Here is an 18,769-nt window from a genome sequence, read left to right on the forward strand (position 1 = left end):
GGGTCGCCCTCCCTCCTCTCTAACACCCCCCCCCCCCCACCATTCGTTCTATCCGGCGTTAACCACCCTACGCCCTCCGCTATTTTCACACGTCTGGGCGGTGTGGCTAGGGGCGGACGAGGGACTTGATGGCGCGGCGCTCGTCCATGGCGGCGTAGGCCTCGGCGATCTCGGAGAGCGGCAGCTCGAGGTCGAAGACCTTGCCGGGCTCGATCGCGCCGGACCAGACGTCCTGCAGCAGCTCCTCCACGTAGTTGCGGACGGGGGCCACGCCGCCGTTCACGCCGACGTTCGTGTTGAACAGGGGGCGGATGGGCAGCTCGGCGCCGCCGTTCGGCACGCCGACGTAGCCGACCATCCCGCCGGGACGGGCCGAACGGATGGCCTGGTCCATCGACTCCTTCGTGCCGACGGCCTCCAGGACGCAGTCCGGGCCGATGCCGCCGAACAGCTCCTTGACGGCCGCGATGCCTTCGTCGCCGCGCTCGGCGACGATGTCGGTCGCGCCGAACTCGCGGGCGAGCGCCTGACGCGACTCGTGCCGCGACATGGCCACGATGCGGGAGGCGCCGAGACGCTTGGACGCGAGCACGGCGCACAGGCCGACCGCGCCGTCGCCGACCACGACGACCGTGCTGCCCTCGGTGACGCCGGCGGAGACGGCGGCGTGGTGGCCGGTGCCCATCACGTCCGACAGGGTCAGCAGGCTCGGGATCAGCTCCGCGCGCGGATACTCCGGCGTCGCGACGAGCGAGCCGTCGGCGTGCGGGACGCGCACCTTCTCGCCCTGGCCACCGTCGGCGAAGCCGCCGACCTGGTCATCGCCGCCCCACCAGCCGCCGTGCAGGCAGGAGGTGCTGACACCGTTCTTGCAGTTCTCGCAGGTCATGTCGCAGTCGTAGAACGGGGCGATCACGAAGTCGCCGACCGAGATCGTGCTCACGTCGGGACCGACCTCCTCCACGACACCGACGAACTCGTGGCCGATGCGGCGCGGGGAGTCGGTCGCGGTGACGCCGCGGTACGGCCACAGGTCGGACCCGCAGACGCAGGCCGCGACGACGCGCACGATGGCGTCGCCACCGGTCGAGAGGACGGGGTCGGGGACTTCTTCGAGGCGCACGTCGCGCTCTCCGTGGATGATGGTCGCAAGCATGCCTCCAGCCTACGCGTGGGAGGTGAATACCCCCTCTCTGCGGGCCAGAGGAGCGCCCGGTGGATGCCCTAAGCTCGCATCCGTGCTCCACGGAACCCCCGCCGAGGAGCCGAGGAAGGATCGCCAGTGCCCGAGGTGTCGCGACGTGCCGTGACGGCGCTGCGCATGCTCGTGCTCGGGGCGTCCGAGCCTGGCGCCGGGGAGCCGCGGACCGTCCGGCTGCGTCCCGTCGAGCCCGTGGAGACGACGCCCGACGCGACGCCTGCCGGCCCTCCTGGCGTGGTGACGCTCAGGCCGGCGACCCCCGCCGACGAGGCGTTCCTCCGCCGCGTCTTCCGGGACGCCCGGCGCTGGGAGCTCCCGGGGGCGGAGGGCGCAGAGCTCGATCCCGCGCTCGGGCCGAAGTACCGCGCGCACTCGGCCGACCGCCGCGACCGCTACCCCGCCGCCGAGACCGCCATCGTCCTGGAGGGCGGGGAGCCGGTCGGCACCGTCACGCTGCACCACGAAGACGGCCGCACCCACGTCGTCGAGCTCGCCGTGCTCGCCGAGCGCCGCGGCCACGGCATCGCCTCCCGCGTGCTGACCGGGCTGCTCGCCACGCACCGCCGGCTCACCGTCACGGTGTGGGAGCAGAACCTCGGCGCCCAGCGGCTGTACGAGCGGCACGGCTTCGCGGTCGTCGCCGAGCAGTTCGGCTACCTGCTGATGGCGACGGAGGCCGACCGCTGACGGCCGGCACCCGCACCTGCGGCTAGGCCTGCTCCTCGCGCACCGGCGCGACGGCCAGCCGCTCGCCGGACGGGTCCAGGTCGACCCGCACCGTGTCGCCGTCGCGGATCTCGCCCGCGAGCAGCTCGGTGGCCAGCCGGTCCTCGATCTCGCGCTGCATCAGCCGGCGCAGCGGACGCGCCCCGTAGATCGGGTCGTAGCCGCGCTCGGCCAGCCAGCGCCGGGCGTCCGGGGTGACCGCCAGCTCCAGCCGGCGCTCCTCCAGCCGGCGCATCAGCCGGTCGATGTTGAGCTCCACGATCTCGCCGAGCTCCTCCTGGGTGAGCGTCGAGAACACGACGATGTCGTCCAGCCGGTTGACGAACTCCGGCTTGAACGCCTGCCGCACCATCTGCAGCACGGCCTCCTCGCGCTCCATCTCGTTCAGGGTCGGGTCGACCAGGTGCTGGCTGCCCAGGTTGGAGGTCAGGATCAGGATGGTGTTGCGGAAGTCGACCGTGCGGCCCTGGCCGTCGGTGAGGCGGCCGTCGTCCAGCACCTGCAGGAGCACGTCGAACACCTCGGGGTGCGCCTTCTCCACCTCGTCCAGCAGGATGACCGAGTACGGACGCCGCCGCACGGCCTCCGTCAGCTGGCCGCCCTGCTCGTAACCGACATAGCCGGGAGGGGCGCCGACGAGCCGGGAGACGGAGAACTTCTCCCCGTACTCGCTCATGTCGATGCGCACCATCGCCTTCTCGTCGTCGAACAGGAACGCGGCGAGCGCCTTCGCGAGCTCGGTCTTGCCGACGCCGGTCGGGCCGAGGAACAGGAACGATCCGGTCGGGCGGCCGGGGTCGGAGATGCCCGCCCTGGTGCGCCGCACGGCGTCGGCGACCGCCTGCACGGCCTTCTTCTGGCCGATGATGCGGCGGCCGAGCTCGTGCTCCAGGTTCAGCAGCTTCTCGGTCTCGCCCTGGGTGAGCCGGTCCACCGGGATGCCGGTCCAGGCGGCCACGACCGCGGCGATGTCGTCGGCGGTGACCTGCTCGTTCACCATCCGCGGGTGGCTGTGCTCGGCCTGCTCGGCCTCCGCCAGCTCGCGCTCGATGTTCGGGATGGTCTCGTACTCGATCTTGGAGGCCTCCTGGTAGCGACCGTCGCGCAGCGCGAGGTCGCGGTGAGTCTTGGCCTCCTCGAGCTGCGACCGCAGCGCGCCCACCCGGTTGAGTGCGGCCTTCTCGGCGCGCCAGCGCTCCTGGAGCTCTTCGAGGGTGCCCTCCTGCTCGTTGAGGCGCTCGCGGAGCTGCTCGAGGCGGGCTTTGCTGGCGTCGTCCTTCTCCTTCTTGAGCGCGAACTCCTCCAGCTTCATGCGCTCCACCTGGCGTTGGAGGGTGTCGATCTCCACGGGGGCGGAGTCGATCTCCATCTTCAGCCGGCTGGCGGCCTCGTCGATCAGGTCGATCGCCTTGTCCGGGAGCTGGCGCGCGGTGATGTAGCGGTTGGAGAGGGAGGCCGCGGCGACCAGTGCGGAGTCCTCGATCGTGACGCCGTGGTGCGCCTCGTAACGGCCCTTCAGACCGCGCAGGATGGCGACCGTGTCCTCCACGCTGGGCTCGCCGACGTAGACCTGCTGGAAGCGTCGCTCCAGCGCGGCGTCCTTCTCGATGAACTCGCGGTACTCGTTGAGCGTCGTGGCGCCGATGAGGCGCAGCTCGCCGCGGGCCAGCATCGGCTTCAGCATGTTGGAGGCCGCGACCGAGCCCTCCCCGCCGCCCGCGCCCATCAGGATGTGCAGCTCGTCGACGAAGGTGATGATCTCGCCCTCGGCGTCGTTGATCTCCTTGAGGACGGCCTTCAGCCGCTCCTCGAACTGGCCGCGGTACATCGCGCCGGCGACCAGGGCGGAGAGGTCGAGCGTGACGAGCTGCTTGCCCTTGAGCGAGTCGGCGACGTCGCCGGCGACGATGCGCTGGGCCAAGCCCTCCACGACCGCGGTCTTGCCGACGCCCGGCTCGCCGATGAGCACCGGGTTGTTTTTGGTGCGCCGGGTCAGCACCTGGCTGACGCGGCGGATCTCGGCGTCCCGCCCGATGACCGGGTCGAGCTTGCCGCTCTTGGCGATCTCGGTCAGGTTGATGCCGTACTGTTCGAGCGCGCTCTTCGCGTCCTCCTGCGTGGAGGGGGCGCCCTGCATGTTCGCCATGCTGGTGGGTTTCCTTTCGAAGTCCTGTGACAAAGTTGAGTCTAGTAGGCGCAACTTTGGTTCTGCCAGAGGTATTCCGATGCGGCTACCCTGACTCACATGATCGACCCGTTGGACGCGCGAGTGGTATTGCTCGACGGCGAGACCGCGGCCACGCTCGCTCAGGTCCTCCCACTGCTGCTGCTGACACTCATGGTCGAACTTCGGAGGGTGGAGGTCCACCGGCGCGGGCGCATCCGGCTCACGCGCACGCTGCTCGCGCTGTTCTTCATCGCGTTCGGGATCGTGGAGCTGGTGCTGGTGATGTCGATCGACGGAACGCTCATCCCGTTCGAGTGGACCGACCTGTTATTGGCGCTGCTGATCTTCGGACTGCTCGGACTGCTGTTCTGGCTGTCGCTGCTGGACGCGCCCGGTGCGAAGCGCCGCGCCCGCGACGACGCGCGCTCCGAGCACCCGCGCTCCTGAGTCGCCGAAGGGCACGTCGTTGTCACTTCCGCGGGCGAAAAGTGACAACGACGTGCCCCTCGGGTCACGCGTTGGGGTGCTGGGTTACGGGGCTCCGGGGATGCTCAGGATTTCGAGGATCTCGATCGTGCCGCCCCAGGCCACATGCGGGTGCCCGTCGAGCACGCTCTTCAGGGCCTCCAGCGAGTCCGCCTGGAGGATCGAGTAGCCGCCGATGAACGAGGTCGCGCCGGGGTCGGCTCCGTCGACGGTCTCGGTGGGCGAACCCAGGTCGACCAGAGCGTCGCCCGCCTTCTGGGCCCAGTCCATCCAGGGCTTCATGCCCTCCGCGGCGGCCGCGGGGTCCTGGTCGGCCATCTGCTGGGACGCGGGCGCGCTCGCGCGGTACAGGATCAGGTAATTGCTCATGGGTTTCTCCTTCGGACGTGTGTGTGCGATCCGATTCTCACTAAACCGATTGGTTTACGCAAGGTGTCTGTGACGAATTGCAGAGTGCCCCATGGGCGGCGCATACTCAACCACATGGTTTACGTGCAGGAGTCCGCGTCGGAGGTCGAGCTCGACGCCGTGTTCGCCGCCCTCGCCCATCCCGTGCGAAGGGACCTCCTTCGCTTTCTGGCGACCCGTGCGCCGATGCGGATGTCGGCGATCGCGGCCGCCCGCGGCATCTCACCACAGCTGCTCAACAAGCACGTCGCGTCGCTGGAGAAGGCCGGCCTCGCCGTGCGTCGGCGATCGGGGCGCGAGAAGGACCTCGTCATCGACGAGGGCCGTCTCGCCGTCGCGCAGACCTGGCTGCTGGAGACCCGGCGCTTCTGGGAGAGCCGGCTCGACTCGCTCGACGCCTACATCGCCGAGCTCGGGATGCAGCTCGGCAACGACGAAGGAGCCGAACGATGACCGACCTCCAGGTACGGATCGAGCGGGTGTTCGCGATCGACCGCTCTCTCATGTGGACGCTGTGGACCACCCCCGAGCACGCCTCCCGCTGGATGCGCCCCTCGGTGACCGACTACGCTCCCACCACCGCGTGGGTGGACGCGCGGGTCGGAGGCGGCTACCGCTTCGAGATGCACTTCGGCGAGGAGACGTACGCCACCTCCGGTCGCTATCTGGTGGTCGCCCCGATCGATCGCCTCTCGTTCACCTGGAAATGGGACGAGGACGAGTTCGAGACGATCGTCGACGTCGAGTTCACGGACCACCCCGGCGGGACGCAGGTCAGCATCGTGCACTCCCGGTTCGAGGCCGACGACCAGGCCGACCGGCACGGGCACGGCTGGCGGGGTTGCCTCCAGTCGCTGGCGGACGTTTACGAGACGTCGCTAACGGAGGAGATCCGGGCCGACACTCCGCCGCTCAGCAGCTAACGGAGGAGATCGCGGGGGATGGGGGCTGGGACTCCTCCGTTGCCGACGGCCGGAGGGGGCGTCGGCAACGGAGGAGTTGCGGCGGCGGGAGGGGTGGATGTCCTCCGTTAGGCGTCGTTGGTGGGGGTGTGGGGGGTGGACTCCTCCGTTGGCTGCGGGCGCCGGCGTGTGAGGAGGAGGATGACGACGCCGATCACCGCGAGCAGAACGATGCCGATGGCGATGCCGATGACCAGGCCGAGGTCGTTGCCGGAAGAGGCCTTGGTCGGGACGGCGGTCGACGCGGTGGAGGTCGGCGCTGGCGCGGCGGCGCCGGGGGTCGCGACGACGTTCGACGCGGCGGCGCAGCCGGGGGTCGTACGGCCGGCCGCGGCCGACGTCCCGGCCGGCGGCTGGTACGTGAAGCCGTACGACCCGGACACCGTGTGGCCGTCCGCCGAGACGATCTGCCAGTCCACCGTGTACCCGCCGGCGGCGCCGAGCGCGACCGGGGCCGAGACCGCGGTGTCGAGGATGGTCGGGCATCCCGTCTCGTAATGCTTGCCGGCCGCGTCGGTGACCCGGAGGAGCGCCGACGACCCGTTGCCGCCCAGGTCGAGCACGCGGTCGTTGAACGTCAGCTTCACCTGGCTCAGCGGCTCGGTCTGCGTGGCGCCGCTCGCGGGCGACGTGTCCACCAGGTAGTCGTGGGCGCTCGCGGCGACGGACGGCACCAGTGCCAGCGCGACCGTCGCCAGGAGGCCGCCGACCCCGGCGATCATGCGCGTCGTCATTCTCGTCATGTCACTGCTCCTTCTGGGCGCGGGGCCGCCGGGTCGCCGCGAACACCGCGACGACGAGGGCGATGGCGCCCAGCGCGAGGCCGCCGATGCCGAGGCCGATCGCGACCGCCGCGGCGCCGGGCGAGGCGGCCGCGCTGGACGGCGCCGTCGCCCCGGTGGTGGCGAGCACGTTCGACGCGCCGTCGGCCGGGGGCGCGTCGTTGATGTAGACCGTCGGCGCGGGGTGCTCGGGCTCGGCGCCGGAAGCCGGCGTCTTCTGGTCCCAGTTCACGACCGTGCCGTCCGAGTAGTACTGGTGGACCGGGAGGACGATGCTGCCGGTGTCGGGGACCGCCCCCGCCGAGATCACGAACCGCTGGAACTGGCCCGGCGCGACCTGGACACCGGACGCGGCCGTCCAGATGACCTTGACCGGCGCCTCCGTGACCGTGCCGTCGTCTGTCTTGATGGGCGTGGCCAGCTTCTCGGTGACCACCTTCGTGCTCCAGCCGGCGATCGGCTGGTAGACGACGGAGCCGAGCGGGGTGCTGGTCGGGAGGTCGACCTCCAGCTTGACGGTGCCCGCGGACGCGGACTCGGTCGGGACATTGAAGGTGAGCGTCGGGTAGCTGCCGGGCGAGGCCTGGTTCGGTCCGACGGTGACGTGAGCGCTGGCGGCGAGCGGCGACGCCAGGGCGAGGGCGATGGCGGCGATCGAGGCGGCGCCGGCGATGCTCCAACTGCGAGTGCGGGTGCGCGCGTGCGTGCGCGCGGTAGTGCTGTTCATGTTCGTCCGGTTTCTCGGCCGCGCGGAGGCGGCCGGGTGGGGTGGGAGGGTGCGCTGCGTTCCCCGGCGACGAGCACGAGCGCTCAGCCGGCCGGGAGGACGGCCCGCGGCGGACCCCTGTGCCGCAGCGCGCCGATCAGCGCCTCCACCCCGCGCAGGGTCGCAGGAACGGTGTCGATCGGCGTGACGGCACGGCCCAGTGCGACGGGCGTCACCGCGGCGACGCGGTCGACGAACCGGCGCAGCCGGAAGAACGTGAACCGCGCGACGGCGAGCAGCGCCCGCTCGCCGCGCAGCAGCACGGCGATGGTCAGAGCGGCGGCCGCGGCGTGGGCCAGCCACATCCAGGCGTCCTCCCCGAGGAAGGTCGGGCCGGCCGTCACCGCGTCCTGCGCAACGCCTGCGCCCGGCACGAGCGTCAGGTGCATGCCCGCGTGCAGGTGGCCGCCCATCGGCATCCCGCTGAAGCTCGCCGACGGGCTCAGAGTGAACAGGGCGTGGAAGAGGAACTGGCTGACCGCCACCGACAGCGTCACGCGCCAGAGGGCGACCCGGCGGCCGACGAGGACGATGCTCGCGAGCGACGAGAAGACCAGGCTGAGCGTGAGGGCGAGGGCGCTGGGCGCCTGGCCGCCTCCGGCCATGTGGAACAGCGCGGCGACGAGCGTCGCGACGCCGGCGGCCGCGAAGCCGCGGACGACCCGGGCTCCGCGCGAACTCATGCCCCCACTCTACGCGGCGTCGAAGAACCGGCTACGCCCACGAACGCGGGCCGCCGAGCCCCCCGGGGTCAGTGGGGGCTCGGCGGTCGCGTCGGGCAGGAAGGGCCGCGTTGTGCTCGGGTCAGAGCGCGGCCGGGTCCCTGTCGTCGATGTTGGCCGGGGCCTTCGCGTCGAGCTCAGCCGGGAGCTCGAGCGGACGACGGGTGTAGTAGCCCTTCGCCTTGCGGTAGAAGAGTGCGAGCGGCACCAGGCCGAGCACGATCAAGCCGAGGCCCAGGATGTTGACGATCCAGGCGGCGTTGACGAAGTTCAGCCGGATGCCTTCCTCGAAGATGTACCCCATGAAGACGGCGCCGACGGCCGGCCAGAGCCCGATCAGGATGAAGTTCTTCGCCGACTTGAAGAGCACCCGCCGGTAGGCCACCACGACCGCCACCCCGGCGAGCGTGTAGTAGAACGCGATCTGGATGCCGATGGAGGCGATCGCGTTGGTCATGATGTCGCCGATGCTGCCGCCCACGAGGTTCGATCCGATGAACAGCAGGATGGACACCCCGACGACGATGAGCGTCGCGAAGGCGGGCGTCCGCCAGCGGGGGTGCAACGTCCCGAAGACCTTCGGGATCGTGTTGTCGCGGCCCATCGAGAACAGCGTCCGGGTCACCTGGATCAGCGTCGTCTCCAGCGTGGCGATGGTCGACAGGGCGACCGCGATCACCAGGATCTTGCCGCCCCAGCCCGGCCAGACGGCCTCGCCCAGCACCGAGAGGACGTTCGCGCTGTTGTGCTCGATCGTCTTCGCCGGGAGGATGACCATCGTCGCGATGGTGAAGATCTCGAACAGCAGGAAGACGATGACCACGCCGATGATGCCGGCGGAGCCGGCGTTCTTGTGCCCGTCCTTGGTCTCCTCGTTGAGGTTGGACGAGACGTCCCAGCCCCAGTAGTAGAAGGCTGCGACCAGCGCAGCCGCGACGAACACGCCGGCGCCCGTGAGGTGGCTGAAGCCCAGCCAATCCCACGAGAAGGACGGCCCGGCGTGCGTCCCGCCCGAGGCGTGGACGATCATCAGCACGGCGAACAGGACGAGGATGCCGACCTCGATGAGGGACATGATCCACTGCGCCCGCGCGGTCACATGGACGCCGAAGAGCACGCAGGCCGCCATCACGAGGAACCAGATGGACCCGACGCCGGTGACGAGCAGAGTGTTATTGGCCTGGTCCGGGGCGAACAGGGTGACCGTCATCGCTCCCGCGGGAAGCGCGCCGGCGACCATGAAGATCGTCGCCGAGATGACGAGCGCCCAGCCGGAGAGGAACCCCAGGATCGGGTGCAGAGCACGCGCGACCCAGGAGTACGAGGCTCCCGCGTTCACGTCGGCGCGGCCGAGGTAGAGGAACGCCCACGCGATGCCGAGCATCGGGATGCCGCACCAGAGGAGCGCGGCGGGCGCGCCGAGTGCTGCGGCGCCCACGAGGGTCGCTGTCGTGGCTGCGATGGAGTACGCGGGGGCGCTGCCCGCCACGGCCATCACGATGGAGCCGGCGGCGCTCACCCCGTCCGCCTGCAGTGCGTGCTTGTCTTCGCCCCCACGAGGGTCGGCTCCGTTGCCGAGTGCTACGGAATCCGGCCGGGAATATTCCTGCGTCATTGCTCTCCCTGGCTAGGGTCGCGTATGCGACAGGGGGACGTTAGCAATTCCCGGACCCGAGGACAAGACTTTTCGCCACGAAATCGGTTGTGAATGTGAAGAAAACAGACGAAAACCGAGGCGGATGTCGGGCTACTCAGAGATTTTCGACACTTTCCGTTCCCAACGGCGGGGTCTCGACGGCTCCGCGGGACGGCTGGGCCGCGCGTGCAGCGGTGTGATCGGCCTCCGCCAGCACGAAGGTGGCACGCTCGACCGTGCCTCCCGCGAGGCGGAAGCCCAGCCGGAGCGCCAGCCGGGCCGACGAGACATTGGATCGCTCCACGACCGCGGTCACCAGGCACGCCCTCAGCTCGTCGAAAGCGACGTCCAGCATCGCCCGGGCGGCCTCTGTGGCGTAGCCGTGGCCGCCCTCCGACGTGAGCTGCAGCCAGCCGACCTCCGCGATCCGGGTCTCCGGCGCGACCGTGCGCAGGTGCAGGGAGACGTCTCCGATGACGCGGCCGTCGTGCTCCACCGCGAGCACCAGGAGATCGCCGGGAGCGGAGAGCGTGCGGTGTGCCGTGCGAGCCAGGAGGTGCGCGTCCACTTGACGCGAGGTCCGCAGCGGCCAGTCGAGGCCGCGGCGCACCTCCTCGTCGTCCTCGATGCGACGCCAATCGGGTGCGTCCGCCGGGCGGTAGGGCCGCAGCAGCAGGCGCGCCGTCCTCACCTGGTGCGCCTCGACCGGGAGCCCGAGCACGGGCGCGGCCCACAGGGCGCGCAGCGATCGCAGCGGGCGCGGGCGACGCGGGAGAGAGGTCACAGCGTCCTCCTCTCCTGCTTCGACGGTAGAACGCGCGTGCTATGGCTGCGCTGCGACCTGTGCGGTCAGCGTGAGAAGCCTGGAAGCGTCGCATAGTCCACGCACAGGGCGATGCGGTCGACCCCCGACGGGGTGTCTTCAATTCGGGGGCCGAGTGTGCCTAGGGTTGCGCATGAGCGGCGACGAGGAGCGGCAGCCCGGGAAGGTCTCCCGGCGCGCGGTCATCGGCGTGTCGGTGGGCGCCGTCGCAGTGGTGGCCGCCGGCGCGGTCGGCGTCGGCTCGCTGCTCTCCGCGGACCGGTCCGCACCGGGCGGGACGTCCCCCACCGGCTCCGCGATGCTGACCGTCGCGCATCACGGCGGCTCCCGGGACTGGCCGGAGATGTCGATGCTCGGCTACCGCAACTCCGTCCGGCTCGGGGCAAGGGCTCTGGAGGTCTCCCTCGCGCGCACCCGCGACGGAGTCTGGTTCGGGCTGCACGACGCCACCCTCGACCGCACGTCGGGGACCACGGACTTCGTGGCGGCGGAGCACACCTGGGCGGAGGTCTCCCGGCACCGGATCTCGGCCGCAGGGACCACGAACCCGTCGCAACCGGCGCAGCCGTACGCGCGCTTCGAGGACATCGTCGCCGCGTTTGCCGCGACCCATGTGCTCTACGTCGACCCGAAGGTCGTTCCGGGCATCCACTTCCCCGAGCTGTTCGCGATCATGTCGCGCGCGCCGTCGCCGACGCGCGCCTTCGTGGCCAAGGGCTACTGCACGGCGACCGACTGGCCGGGCCAGGCCGCCGCGCGCGGCTACCGCGGCTGGGGGTACTACTACGCGTCGGAGGTGGAGGCCGACAAGAAGCTGCTGCCGTCGACGCAGGCGCGCTGGACGACGCTGGGCCTCGACTACAACGGCTCCCGCGCGGTGTGGGAGCGGATGCGGAAGCTCGGCAAGCCGGTGCTGGCCCACGTCGTTCCGGACGCCACCGGCGCCGAGACCGCACGCGAACGCGGCGCCTCCGGCATGGTCGTCTCCGGCGTCCGCGAAGTCCTCGCGCCGAAGGGCACGTAAACGCCCCTAAAACCGCGTTTTAGGGGCGTTTACGTGCCCCTCGGCCGTTGTGAGACCGAGGCGGTGATGGTGAATTTGGGGTTGCGGGCGATCTGGCGCGTGGGGCCGACGGCGCGCTCCAGGACGGCGCGATAGCCGAGGTGCGAGTTCCACACCGTCCACAGCTCGCCTCCGGGCGCGAGCACCCGGCCGGCGTCGGCGAACATCCGGTGCGCGATCCCGGTGTGCACGGCGCTGCCGATGTGGAAAGGCGGGTTGAGCACGATGAGGTCGGCCGACGCGTCCGGGTGGGATGCCAGGCCGTCGTCGCGAACGACCTCCACCCGGTCGGCGACGCCGTTGGCCACGGCCGTCGCCCGCGCCGACGCGACCGCCGCCGCGGACTGATCGGTCGCGATCACGCGCAGGCCCGGCCGGGAGGCGGCGAGCGCGGAGGCCAGCACCCCCGTCCCGCAGCCGAGGTCGATCGCCGTGCCGGCCTCCGGCACCGCGTCGCCGAGCACGGTCAGCAGGAACCGCGTCCCGATGTCCACCGTCGCGCCCGCGAACGCCGCGCCGTACGCGCAGACGTGGAGGCCGGTCGCGTCGTCGAACGCCCGGTCGGGCCAGCGGTCGAGCGCGGTCGCGGCAGCCGGCTCGGGCGTGCGCGCCGTGAGGACGCGGGCCTTCTGCCGGGCGAGCGACGCCTGCACGTCGCCGAAGACCTCCCCCAGCACGCCGTTCATCGCGGTCGTCATGTGCTTGAGCATCCCTCCCGCGAAGACCACGACCTCCTGATGCGCGTGCTCGGCGGTCAGCGCGGCGATCTCGGCGAGCGCCTCCAGGCTCCGCGGCAGGCGCAGCAGCACGGTGCGGGCGCCGGCGACGAGGGAGGCGTCGAGCGGCCGATGCTCGTACGTGCCGTCGAGTCCGAGGTCGGCGGCGTTGGCGTCGAGCGCCCGCTCGGCGGTGAGCGGGTCCTGGTGCACGCGGATGCCGCGGGCGCCGCGAGCCGCCGCGGCCAGGGTGAGCGCCCCGTACGCGTCGCCGATGACGACCAGCCCGTCGCGGAGGACATCGTCGCCGGCGAGGTCGGCGACGAGGCGGTCGGCGGCGTCCGACCCGAAGAGGTTCGGCGCTTCGACGTCGGGGCGGCGGCGGAGGCGCTCGTAGGGGAACACCGGTTCAGTCAACCAGACCGGGCCGCGCGGTGTGGTACTCCTGAGCCATGACCGACCCCGACCCGCACGTCCTCGCCCCCGGACTCGCGCCGACGCCGTTCACCGCCGCGGAGATCCGCACCGGCTGCCCCGAAGGCCGGGTGTCGGTGGTCCGCAACCGGGACGGGCTGACCGCCATCCGTTTCGTCGAGGGCGACGACGAGGGCGCCTGGATCGAGGACACGCCCCTCGACGAGGAGGGCCGGCCCGCCGGCGCGGTCGAGCGTGAGCGGTCCAGCTGGCTGGAGCTGCAGGAGCACGCCGCCTTCCCCGTGGAGCACACGACGATCGACCGCGTGGAACTCCTCGGGCCGCTGGAGCAGCGCCGCTGCCTCCGTTACCGGGTGCGGCGCGGGGAGGCGACGCTGGTGTTCTGGTTCGCCGTCGACCTGCCGGGGATGCCGATCCGGGTGGACCGCTGCGAGGGCGGGCAGACGGTCACCATCTTCGAGGTGGTGGCGGTCTCCGGGGTCCCCGCCGCCTAGAACGTGACGTCGGCGGCCCCGACGACCTCTGCCGTGCGCCCCGGCGCTCGGTGGTTGCCCCAGTACAGGTTGGTGTGCGCGATGACGAGGTCGGGCGTCGGCGCGCCCCACTCGCTCAGGTCCTCCGTGGTGTGGGCGTCGCCGACCAGCGTCACGTCGTAGCCGCGCACGAGGCCGCCGTGGATGGTCGAGCGGATGCACTCGTCCGTCTGCGATCCGGTGACGACGAGCCGGCCGACGCCCGCGGCGGCGAGCACGTCCTCCAGCTGGGTCTCCTCGAACGCGTCGGCGTAGTGCTTGGGCACCAGGGCCTCCGCCTCGTCGCGCGACAGCTCGGGCACGTACTCCCAGGCCTCACTGCCGTACTCGACGTTCTCGTCGGAGTGCTGGACCCAGACGACCGGGACGCCTTCCGAGCGCGCCCGGTCGACGAGACCGCGGATGTTGTCGACCACGTCGTCCCGGCGGTACGCGCCGCCGATGACACCGTTCTGGACGTCGATCACGAGCAGCGCGGAGCCCTCGCGGCCCTGGAGTGTTGTCATGCGATCCCCCTCACGCCCGCCGGCTGCCGTGCTCGGCGAACGGGACGAGGTTACCCCTCGCCGAAGGGGAACGCGACACGCAGCCGCTCGGTCGCACCGGCCCGGGCGAAGACCGGGATGCGGTCGATCGGCGCGGCCGTGTCGACCGTCCGGCCTCCGGCGATGCGCTCGCCGGTCCAGACGTCCACCCAGTCGCCCTCCGGCAGGTAGACGGCGACCGTGTCGGCGCCCGGCTCCAGCACCGGGGCGACCAGGAGGTCGTCGCCCAGCATCCACTCGCCGCCGGCCCGCCAGACCTCGGGGTCGCCGGGGTGGTCGAAGAACAGCGGGCGCATCAGCGGCCGGTCGGTCGCGATGGTCTTCGCGGCCTCCTCGGCCAGGTAGGGGAGCAAGCGCTCGCGGAGCTGCACGAACTCGCGGAACAGCGGGAGGACGCGCTCGTCGCCGGTGCGCTCGGCGATGTTCCACGGGGTGCGGTCGCGCGACGGGGTGCGGTGGTGGTTGAACTCGGAGTGGTACTGCATGATCGGCATGAACACGCTCGCCGCGGTCGCGCGCAGGTACAGCTCGGCGTCCGGGATGTCGCCGGAGAACCCGGCGATGTCCCAGCCCCAGTACACGACGCCGCTCGCGGCGGCGGAGAGGCCGGCGTTCACCGACCAGCGGAAAGCGTCCCAGGTGGAGTTCTCGTCGCCGGCCCAGAACGCGCCGTGCGCCTGCGAGCCGGAGTATCCGGCGCGGCTGAACGTGACGGGCGCCTTGCCGGAGGAGCGCAGGAGGTCGCCGTAGGCCGCGGCGTACGCGACCGGGAAGAGGTTGTTCTTCTCGTCGCCGCGCCGGCCGTCGAGGTAGACCAGTTCACCGCCCCAGGCGTGCTCGCCGCCGTCGGTCTTGAAGCCGTCCACGCCGACCTCGTCCACGAGGTAGCGGCGCTTCTCCGTCCACCACTCCGCAGCGCGGCGGTCGGTGAGGTCGGGCATCAGGGCGAGCGGGAACCACCAGCCGCGGTTGCGGTACGGACGGGTCCCGCCGCCGGGCGCCGGCTCGGCGATCAGGACATCGGCGTCGATCGCCGCCTGCGCGTCGGCCGCCGCCTGGCCCTGCGGGTGCGGGCGCATCTTCATCAGCGGGATCTGCCACAGGTGCAGGCGGATGTCGCGCGCGTGCAGCTCGTCGGTCATCCCCTTGGGGTCGGGCCAGGCGCCCTCCGCGGGGAAGTCGAAGTCGGCGAGGCGGTGCGGCGCGCCGTCCTCGGTCACCGCGTACCGGGCGTCCCGGAACGCCGTGAAGGTGCTCTCGTCGCTCCACGCCTCGACGACGACGGAGCCGACGGGGATGTCGTGCTCGCGGTGGAGGTCCATCTGCCGCATGACCTCGGCCTGGGTGTTCCACTCGTTGCCGCTCGCCCAGAGCCGGAAGACCCAAGACGGCAGCTCCTCTGCGCGGCCCACGCCGTCAAGGAAGCCGCCCAGCACGGTCGCCGGGTCGCCGTCGAAGAAGCGGACATCGAGCGAGCCGTCCGGCCCGGTCTGCGCCTCCACCCCGATGACCTGGGGGTCGGTGGCGCCGAGGTCGAACCAGACCCGGCGCGAGGTGACGACGTGGAATCCCCAGCCGTCGCCGCCGATCACATGAGCGAAGGGCATCGGGAGGTAGGTCTTCCGCTCCGCGCCCTGGCTCTTGTACTGCTCGAAGACGACGGAGTCGAGCTCGGTGCCGGTGTGGTCGAGGGTGTCGTAACGCTCGCCGAACCCGGTGATGTGCTCGCCGGCCGCCAGGCGGAGGGCGAAGCGCACCCGGTGCACGCGCACGCCGTCGTCGAGGGCCTCGATCGAGCCGGGCACGACGCGGGAGGCGCCGATGGCCGCCACGAGGTCCGGCGCGGGGCGCCAGGTCGCTGCGCGGAAGTCGAACCAGCGGGTGCGCTCGACGCGCCCGTCCTCGTGGTGCGCGGTGAAGCGGTAGCGGTACGTGCCGCCGGCCAGGAGCGCCGGGGTGGCGACCTGCCAGCCGCCGACCGCGCGGGCGAGTTTGGCCTGTGCCGACGCGAGGTGGCCGCCGTCGGTGACCCGGCCGCGGGAGGTCGTCGCGACGCGCTCCAGGGTCAGCTCGGCGGTCTGTGCCTGCTCGACGGTCTGGGCCGCGCCACCGTCCGGCGTCCAGACGAACTCCGCGGTGACGGCGTCGACCGTGGCGTCGGCACGCACGCCGAGGGTTGCGGTCGACCCGGCCTCCGGTTCGACGGGCCAGCGCTGCTCGGTGTCGACGGAGTAGGGGTGACCGGAGCCGGCGGGACGGTGACGGATCATCGTGCGAGTCCTTCCAGGACGGAGTCGGTAGCGGGATCAGAAGCGGTGGCGTCGAGGGCGGCGCCGAGGCGCAGCAGCATGGCATGGCTCCAAAGCAGGGGCGTGGCCACGGTCCCCCACCGTTCCACCCACTCCCAGCGCATGCGCGGCGCGATCAGATGGGCGCCGACCTGCTCGGGGAGGTCGAGCTCCTCGGTGGCGGTGGAGGCCGCCCAGTCGTACAGCTCGACCGCGCGGTCGCGGTCGCCGGCGGCGAGCTGGGCGAGGCCGAGGAAGCAGCTCAGCAGCGGCCACTGGCCTCCGCCGAAGAAGGTGTCACCGAGATACCGGTGCGTTCCGCCGTTGACGGTGAGGTGGCGCTCCAGCACATCGATGGTCGCCGCGCCGAGCCCGGAGGCGGGGTCGGCGAAGCCCAGCGGGGCGAGCGCGGCGGCGAGGCTGCCGTCGACCGCCGTGCTGCCCAGCCACTTCACGAGGTGACCGGAAAGCGTCCCGCGCTCGGCCACCAGCTCGCGGATCGCAGCCGAGGCCTGCCGGGCGCCGGTCTCCCGCGTGCCGTCGAGAAGGCCGGCGTCGGCCACGGCGTCCAGCCCGGCCGCGACGCACGCCAGCGTGGAGACGTGCACATGCTCGCTGTGCTCCTCCCACCAGTCGTAGCAGGGGCGGTCCCACGAGGCGACGAGGTAGTCCACCGTCAGCTCGATCGCCGGCAGCCAGCGCGCGGCGTCCGCGCCGTGGCGACCGGTGTGCTCCACCAGCGCCCACAGCCACGTCCCGTAACCGTCGAGCTGGAAGTCCCACCACTCGTCGTCACCGACGCCGCCGGCGAACGTATAGCGGGCGGGCAGCATCTGCGCGCCGGCCGGGGGCCGTCCGGCCTCCGTCTCCGCGACGATCCAGCGGATGTGGTCAGCGCGCTCCGTGAGGACGGCGGCGCACCAGTCGAAGAACCGCTCGGCGCTCTCCGCCTCGCCGACCGCCGACATGCCGTCCGCGATGAACGCGCCGTCGCGGAACCAGCAGTAGCCGGTGTACGCCGAGAACGTCGGGCTGGCCGGGTAGGCGCCCTCCGGCGTCTGGAGGCGGCCGATCAGCGCGCGGCTGTGCTCGGCGAGGGGGGAGGCGGTGTAACGGGGCACGTCGGTTCTTCCGTGTTGTGGTTGAGCGGGCCCGGCCGCGCCGGAGTGGGGGGACTCCGACGCGGCCGGACGATTTCTCACTTGAGCAGTGAGGTGACCTGGTCGGCCGTCGACGGGATCGAGGAGGACGTCTTCTGGCGTCCCGCGGCGATCTCGCCGAGGGCGTTCGTCACGGTGTCCTGGATCTTCTGCGAGTTGGCGCCGAGCTGCGGAGCGGTCGCGACGTGGTCGAGCGAGTCGAACACGGCCTGACGGTTCGCGGGCGTTCCGGCGGTCAGGTACGGCTTGAGCAGCGCGTCGTCGCTGATCGCGGGGATCTCCCAGCCCGACTTCAGGCGCACGTCCACCATCTCCTTGGAGCTGGTGAGGTAGTCGGCCCACTTCTGCGCTGCCGCCTTGTCCTTCGCGTCCTTGGAGACCACGACCGCGTTCGAGAACGTGGCGCTCGCCTTCTGGGTGTCACCCGGCTCGACCTGCACGTCCCAGCCGAAGGGAAGCGTGCCCAGCGTGCTGAACATCCAGATGCCGGTGTGCCACATGGCGAGCTTGCCCGCCTTGAACAGGTTGGTGTCGAAGTCGGCCGTGCCGGCGCCCTGCGCGGCGGTCGGCATCACGGTGCCCGACTTGCCCGCGATCCAGTCGGCGGCCTTCTGGCCGGCTGCGTCGTCGAACGCGGCCTTCTTGCCCGTGCTGCTGAGGAACTGGCCGCCCGCCTGCTGGACCGCCTTGTAGTACTCGTTGTACGTGACGGGCTGGTAGTCGCCCCAGACTCCGGCCGACTTGTCGGTCAGCTTCTCGGCCGCCGCCTTCTCGTCCGCCCAGGTCCAGTCCTTGGTCGGGTACTTCACGCCCGCCTTGTCGAAGAGGCTCTTGTTGTAGAACAGCACGACGTTCGAGAACGAGGTCGGCAGGCCGAACTGCTTGCCGCCGGTCTTGTAAGTGTCCAGCACCGAGGTGCGGTACTTGGCGGAGTCCACGTTGTCGAGCGGCGCGAGCACGCCGTCCGCCTGGTAGGTCGCGTAGCTTCCCGCGTCGACGTCGAACACGTCGGCCTGCGTGCCGGCCGACAGGTCGGTCTGCAGCTTCGTGAAGTAGTTGGCGTAGTCGGTGGTGGTGACCTTGACCGTGATGTTCGGGTTGGCCTTCTCGAACGCCGAGACGATGGCCTGGAGGTTCTTCTCGTTGCCTCCGTTCGAGATGAAGTTGGAGTACGTGACGGTGGCCTTGCCGCCGTCCGAGCTGCCGGAGGACGAGCAACCGGCCAGTCCGACCGCGGCGAGGGCCGCGACGGCGATGCCGGCGACGAGTGATTTCTTCATGGGGGTGCGATCTCCTTCGATGCTGTGACTGTGTATTCGGGGGATGGGGGGTGGGGATGGAGGGGCTGCC

Annotated in this window: 19 protein-coding genes; 6 read left to right on the plus strand and 13 right to left on the minus strand. The window is 71.2% G+C overall.

Going from position 1 to position 18,769, the window contains the following annotated elements; genetic code table 11:
- Positions 1-106 precede the first annotated feature (106 nt).
- The gene (locus ACFRFH_RS04275) at positions 107-1,156 is read right to left on the minus strand and encodes a zinc-dependent alcohol dehydrogenase family protein (RefSeq protein ID WP_382461765.1); all 1,050 of its coding nucleotides are present in this window, start codon (positions 1,154-1,156) and stop codon (positions 107-109) included.
- 126 nt (positions 1,157-1,282) lie between these two features.
- Here ACFRFH_RS04275 and ACFRFH_RS04280 point away from each other — a divergent pair, with 126 nt between their 5' ends.
- On the plus strand, positions 1,283-1,888 hold the full coding sequence (locus ACFRFH_RS04280; RefSeq protein WP_382461766.1) for a GNAT family N-acetyltransferase: 606 nt from the start codon (positions 1,283-1,285) through the stop codon (positions 1,886-1,888).
- Positions 1,889-1,910: 22 nt separating this feature from the next.
- Here the strand turns inward: ACFRFH_RS04280 and ACFRFH_RS04285 are convergent, their stop codons facing one another.
- Entirely contained in the window at positions 1,911-4,073 is a 2,163-nt protein-coding gene (locus ACFRFH_RS04285; protein WP_382461767.1) for an ATP-dependent Clp protease ATP-binding subunit, read from the minus strand.
- 99 nt (positions 4,074-4,172) lie between these two features.
- Between ACFRFH_RS04285 and ACFRFH_RS04290 the strand changes: the two genes are divergently transcribed.
- The gene (locus ACFRFH_RS04290; RefSeq protein WP_382461768.1) at positions 4,173-4,541 is read left to right on the plus strand and encodes a hypothetical protein; all 369 of its coding nucleotides are present in this window, start codon (positions 4,173-4,175) and stop codon (positions 4,539-4,541) included.
- Between the two features lie 84 nt (positions 4,542-4,625).
- On the opposite strand, the gene ACFRFH_RS04295 is transcribed toward ACFRFH_RS04290, so the two are convergent.
- Positions 4,626-4,949: a YciI family protein gene (locus ACFRFH_RS04295; RefSeq protein WP_382461769.1), complete on the minus strand. Its 324-nt coding sequence runs from the start codon at positions 4,947-4,949 to the stop codon at positions 4,626-4,628.
- A 114-nt stretch (positions 4,950-5,063) separates the two neighbouring features.
- Here ACFRFH_RS04295 and ACFRFH_RS04300 point away from each other — a divergent pair, with 114 nt between their 5' ends.
- Both ACFRFH_RS04300 and ACFRFH_RS04305 read left to right on the plus strand, forming a co-directional pair.
- Entirely contained in the window at positions 5,064-5,441 is a 378-nt protein-coding gene (locus ACFRFH_RS04300) for an ArsR/SmtB family transcription factor (RefSeq protein WP_382461770.1), read from the plus strand.
- Positions 5,438-5,911, plus strand: coding sequence for an SRPBCC domain-containing protein (locus tag ACFRFH_RS04305; protein WP_382461771.1), 474 nt, complete (start codon positions 5,438-5,440; stop codon positions 5,909-5,911). The genes ACFRFH_RS04300 and ACFRFH_RS04305 overlap by 4 nt, the downstream gene beginning before the upstream one ends.
- 107 nt (positions 5,912-6,018) lie before the next feature.
- On the opposite strand, the gene ACFRFH_RS04310 is transcribed toward ACFRFH_RS04305, so the two are convergent.
- From ACFRFH_RS04310 to ACFRFH_RS04330, 5 genes are all read right to left on the minus strand, one after another.
- Entirely contained in the window at positions 6,019-6,693 is a 675-nt protein-coding gene (locus ACFRFH_RS04310) for a copper resistance protein CopC (protein WP_382461772.1), read from the minus strand.
- Between the two features lies 1 nt (position 6,694).
- Positions 6,695-7,459, minus strand: a complete 765-nt coding sequence (locus ACFRFH_RS04315) for a YcnI family protein (protein WP_382461773.1) — start codon at positions 7,457-7,459, stop codon at positions 6,695-6,697.
- A gap of 83 nt (positions 7,460-7,542) precedes the next feature.
- Positions 7,543-8,181: a hypothetical protein gene (locus tag ACFRFH_RS04320; protein WP_382461774.1), complete on the minus strand. Its 639-nt coding sequence runs from the start codon at positions 8,179-8,181 to the stop codon at positions 7,543-7,545.
- A 121-nt stretch (positions 8,182-8,302) separates the two neighbouring features.
- On the minus strand, positions 8,303-9,835 hold the full coding sequence (locus ACFRFH_RS04325) for an APC family permease (RefSeq protein WP_382461775.1): 1,533 nt from the start codon (positions 9,833-9,835) through the stop codon (positions 8,303-8,305).
- A 136-nt stretch (positions 9,836-9,971) separates the two neighbouring features.
- Complete coding sequence (locus ACFRFH_RS04330; protein ID WP_382461776.1) at positions 9,972-10,640, minus strand: GNAT family N-acetyltransferase; 669 nt, start codon at positions 10,638-10,640, stop codon at positions 9,972-9,974.
- A 172-nt stretch (positions 10,641-10,812) separates the two neighbouring features.
- On the opposite strand from ACFRFH_RS04330, the gene ACFRFH_RS04335 reads away from it, so the two are divergent.
- Entirely contained in the window at positions 10,813-11,703 is an 891-nt protein-coding gene (locus ACFRFH_RS04335) for a glycerophosphodiester phosphodiesterase (RefSeq protein WP_382461777.1), read from the plus strand.
- A gap of 29 nt (positions 11,704-11,732) precedes the next feature.
- Here the strand turns inward: ACFRFH_RS04335 and ACFRFH_RS04340 are convergent, their stop codons facing one another.
- Complete coding sequence (locus tag ACFRFH_RS04340; RefSeq protein ID WP_382461778.1) at positions 11,733-12,863, minus strand: class I SAM-dependent methyltransferase; 1,131 nt, start codon at positions 12,861-12,863, stop codon at positions 11,733-11,735.
- Between the two features lie 47 nt (positions 12,864-12,910).
- Between ACFRFH_RS04340 and ACFRFH_RS04345 the strand changes: the two genes are divergently transcribed.
- Positions 12,911-13,387: a hypothetical protein gene (locus ACFRFH_RS04345; protein ID WP_382461779.1), complete on the plus strand. Its 477-nt coding sequence runs from the start codon at positions 12,911-12,913 to the stop codon at positions 13,385-13,387.
- On the opposite strand, the gene ACFRFH_RS04350 is transcribed toward ACFRFH_RS04345, so the two are convergent.
- The 4 genes from ACFRFH_RS04350 to ACFRFH_RS04365 all read right to left on the minus strand — a co-directional run bounded on the left by ACFRFH_RS04350 (position 13,384) and on the right by ACFRFH_RS04365 (position 18,699).
- Positions 13,384-13,932, minus strand: coding sequence for an isochorismatase family protein (locus tag ACFRFH_RS04350; protein WP_382461780.1), 549 nt, complete (start codon positions 13,930-13,932; stop codon positions 13,384-13,386). The genes ACFRFH_RS04345 and ACFRFH_RS04350 overlap by 4 nt on opposite strands.
- A gap of 50 nt (positions 13,933-13,982) precedes the next feature.
- Positions 13,983-16,241 carry a TIM-barrel domain-containing protein gene (locus ACFRFH_RS04355; RefSeq protein WP_382461781.1) on the minus strand — a complete coding sequence of 753 codons (2,259 nt, stop codon included), beginning with the start codon at positions 16,239-16,241 and terminating at the stop codon, positions 13,983-13,985.
- Entirely contained in the window at positions 16,238-17,380 is a 1,143-nt protein-coding gene (locus tag ACFRFH_RS04360; protein ID WP_382461782.1) for a glycoside hydrolase family 15 protein, read from the minus strand. Before ACFRFH_RS04360 ends, ACFRFH_RS04355 begins: the two co-directional genes overlap by 4 nt.
- Positions 17,381-17,457: 77 nt before the next feature.
- Entirely contained in the window at positions 17,458-18,699 is a 1,242-nt protein-coding gene (locus ACFRFH_RS04365) for an ABC transporter substrate-binding protein (protein ID WP_382461783.1), read from the minus strand.
- Positions 18,700-18,769 lie beyond the last annotated feature (70 nt).

Origin of the sequence: Leifsonia sp. NPDC056824, from assembly GCF_042789575.1 — a bacterium.
Taxonomy (GTDB): Bacteria; Actinomycetota; Actinomycetes; order Actinomycetales; family Microbacteriaceae; genus Leifsonia.

Coding starts and splice junctions, on each gene's coding strand:
- ACFRFH_RS04355 (WP_382461781.1), bottom strand. CDS start 16,241: ATGATCCGTCACCGTCCCGCCGGCTCCGGTCACCCCTACTCCGTCGAC.
- ACFRFH_RS04285 (WP_382461767.1), bottom strand. CDS start 4,073: ATGGCGAACATGCAGGGCGCCCCCTCCACGCAGGAGGACGCGAAGAGC.
- ACFRFH_RS04275 (WP_382461765.1), bottom strand. CDS start 1,156: ATGCTTGCGACCATCATCCACGGAGAGCGCGACGTGCGCCTCGAAGAA.
- ACFRFH_RS04310 (WP_382461772.1), bottom strand. CDS start 6,693: ATGACGAGAATGACGACGCGCATGATCGCCGGGGTCGGCGGCCTCCTG.
- ACFRFH_RS04335 (WP_382461777.1), top strand. CDS start 10,813: ATGAGCGGCGACGAGGAGCGGCAGCCCGGGAAGGTCTCCCGGCGCGCG.
- ACFRFH_RS04290 (WP_382461768.1), top strand. CDS start 4,173: ATGATCGACCCGTTGGACGCGCGAGTGGTATTGCTCGACGGCGAGACC.
- ACFRFH_RS04325 (WP_382461775.1), bottom strand. CDS start 9,835: ATGACGCAGGAATATTCCCGGCCGGATTCCGTAGCACTCGGCAACGGA.
- ACFRFH_RS04295 (WP_382461769.1), bottom strand. CDS start 4,949: ATGAGCAATTACCTGATCCTGTACCGCGCGAGCGCGCCCGCGTCCCAG.
- ACFRFH_RS04320 (WP_382461774.1), bottom strand. CDS start 8,181: ATGAGTTCGCGCGGAGCCCGGGTCGTCCGCGGCTTCGCGGCCGCCGGC.
- ACFRFH_RS04365 (WP_382461783.1), bottom strand. CDS start 18,699: ATGAAGAAATCACTCGTCGCCGGCATCGCCGTCGCGGCCCTCGCCGCG.
- ACFRFH_RS04300 (WP_382461770.1), top strand. CDS start 5,064: ATGGTTTACGTGCAGGAGTCCGCGTCGGAGGTCGAGCTCGACGCCGTG.
- ACFRFH_RS04345 (WP_382461779.1), top strand. CDS start 12,911: ATGACCGACCCCGACCCGCACGTCCTCGCCCCCGGACTCGCGCCGACG.
- ACFRFH_RS04315 (WP_382461773.1), bottom strand. CDS start 7,459: ATGAACAGCACTACCGCGCGCACGCACGCGCGCACCCGCACTCGCAGT.
- ACFRFH_RS04350 (WP_382461780.1), bottom strand. CDS start 13,932: ATGACAACACTCCAGGGCCGCGAGGGCTCCGCGCTGCTCGTGATCGAC.
- ACFRFH_RS04305 (WP_382461771.1), top strand. CDS start 5,438: ATGACCGACCTCCAGGTACGGATCGAGCGGGTGTTCGCGATCGACCGC.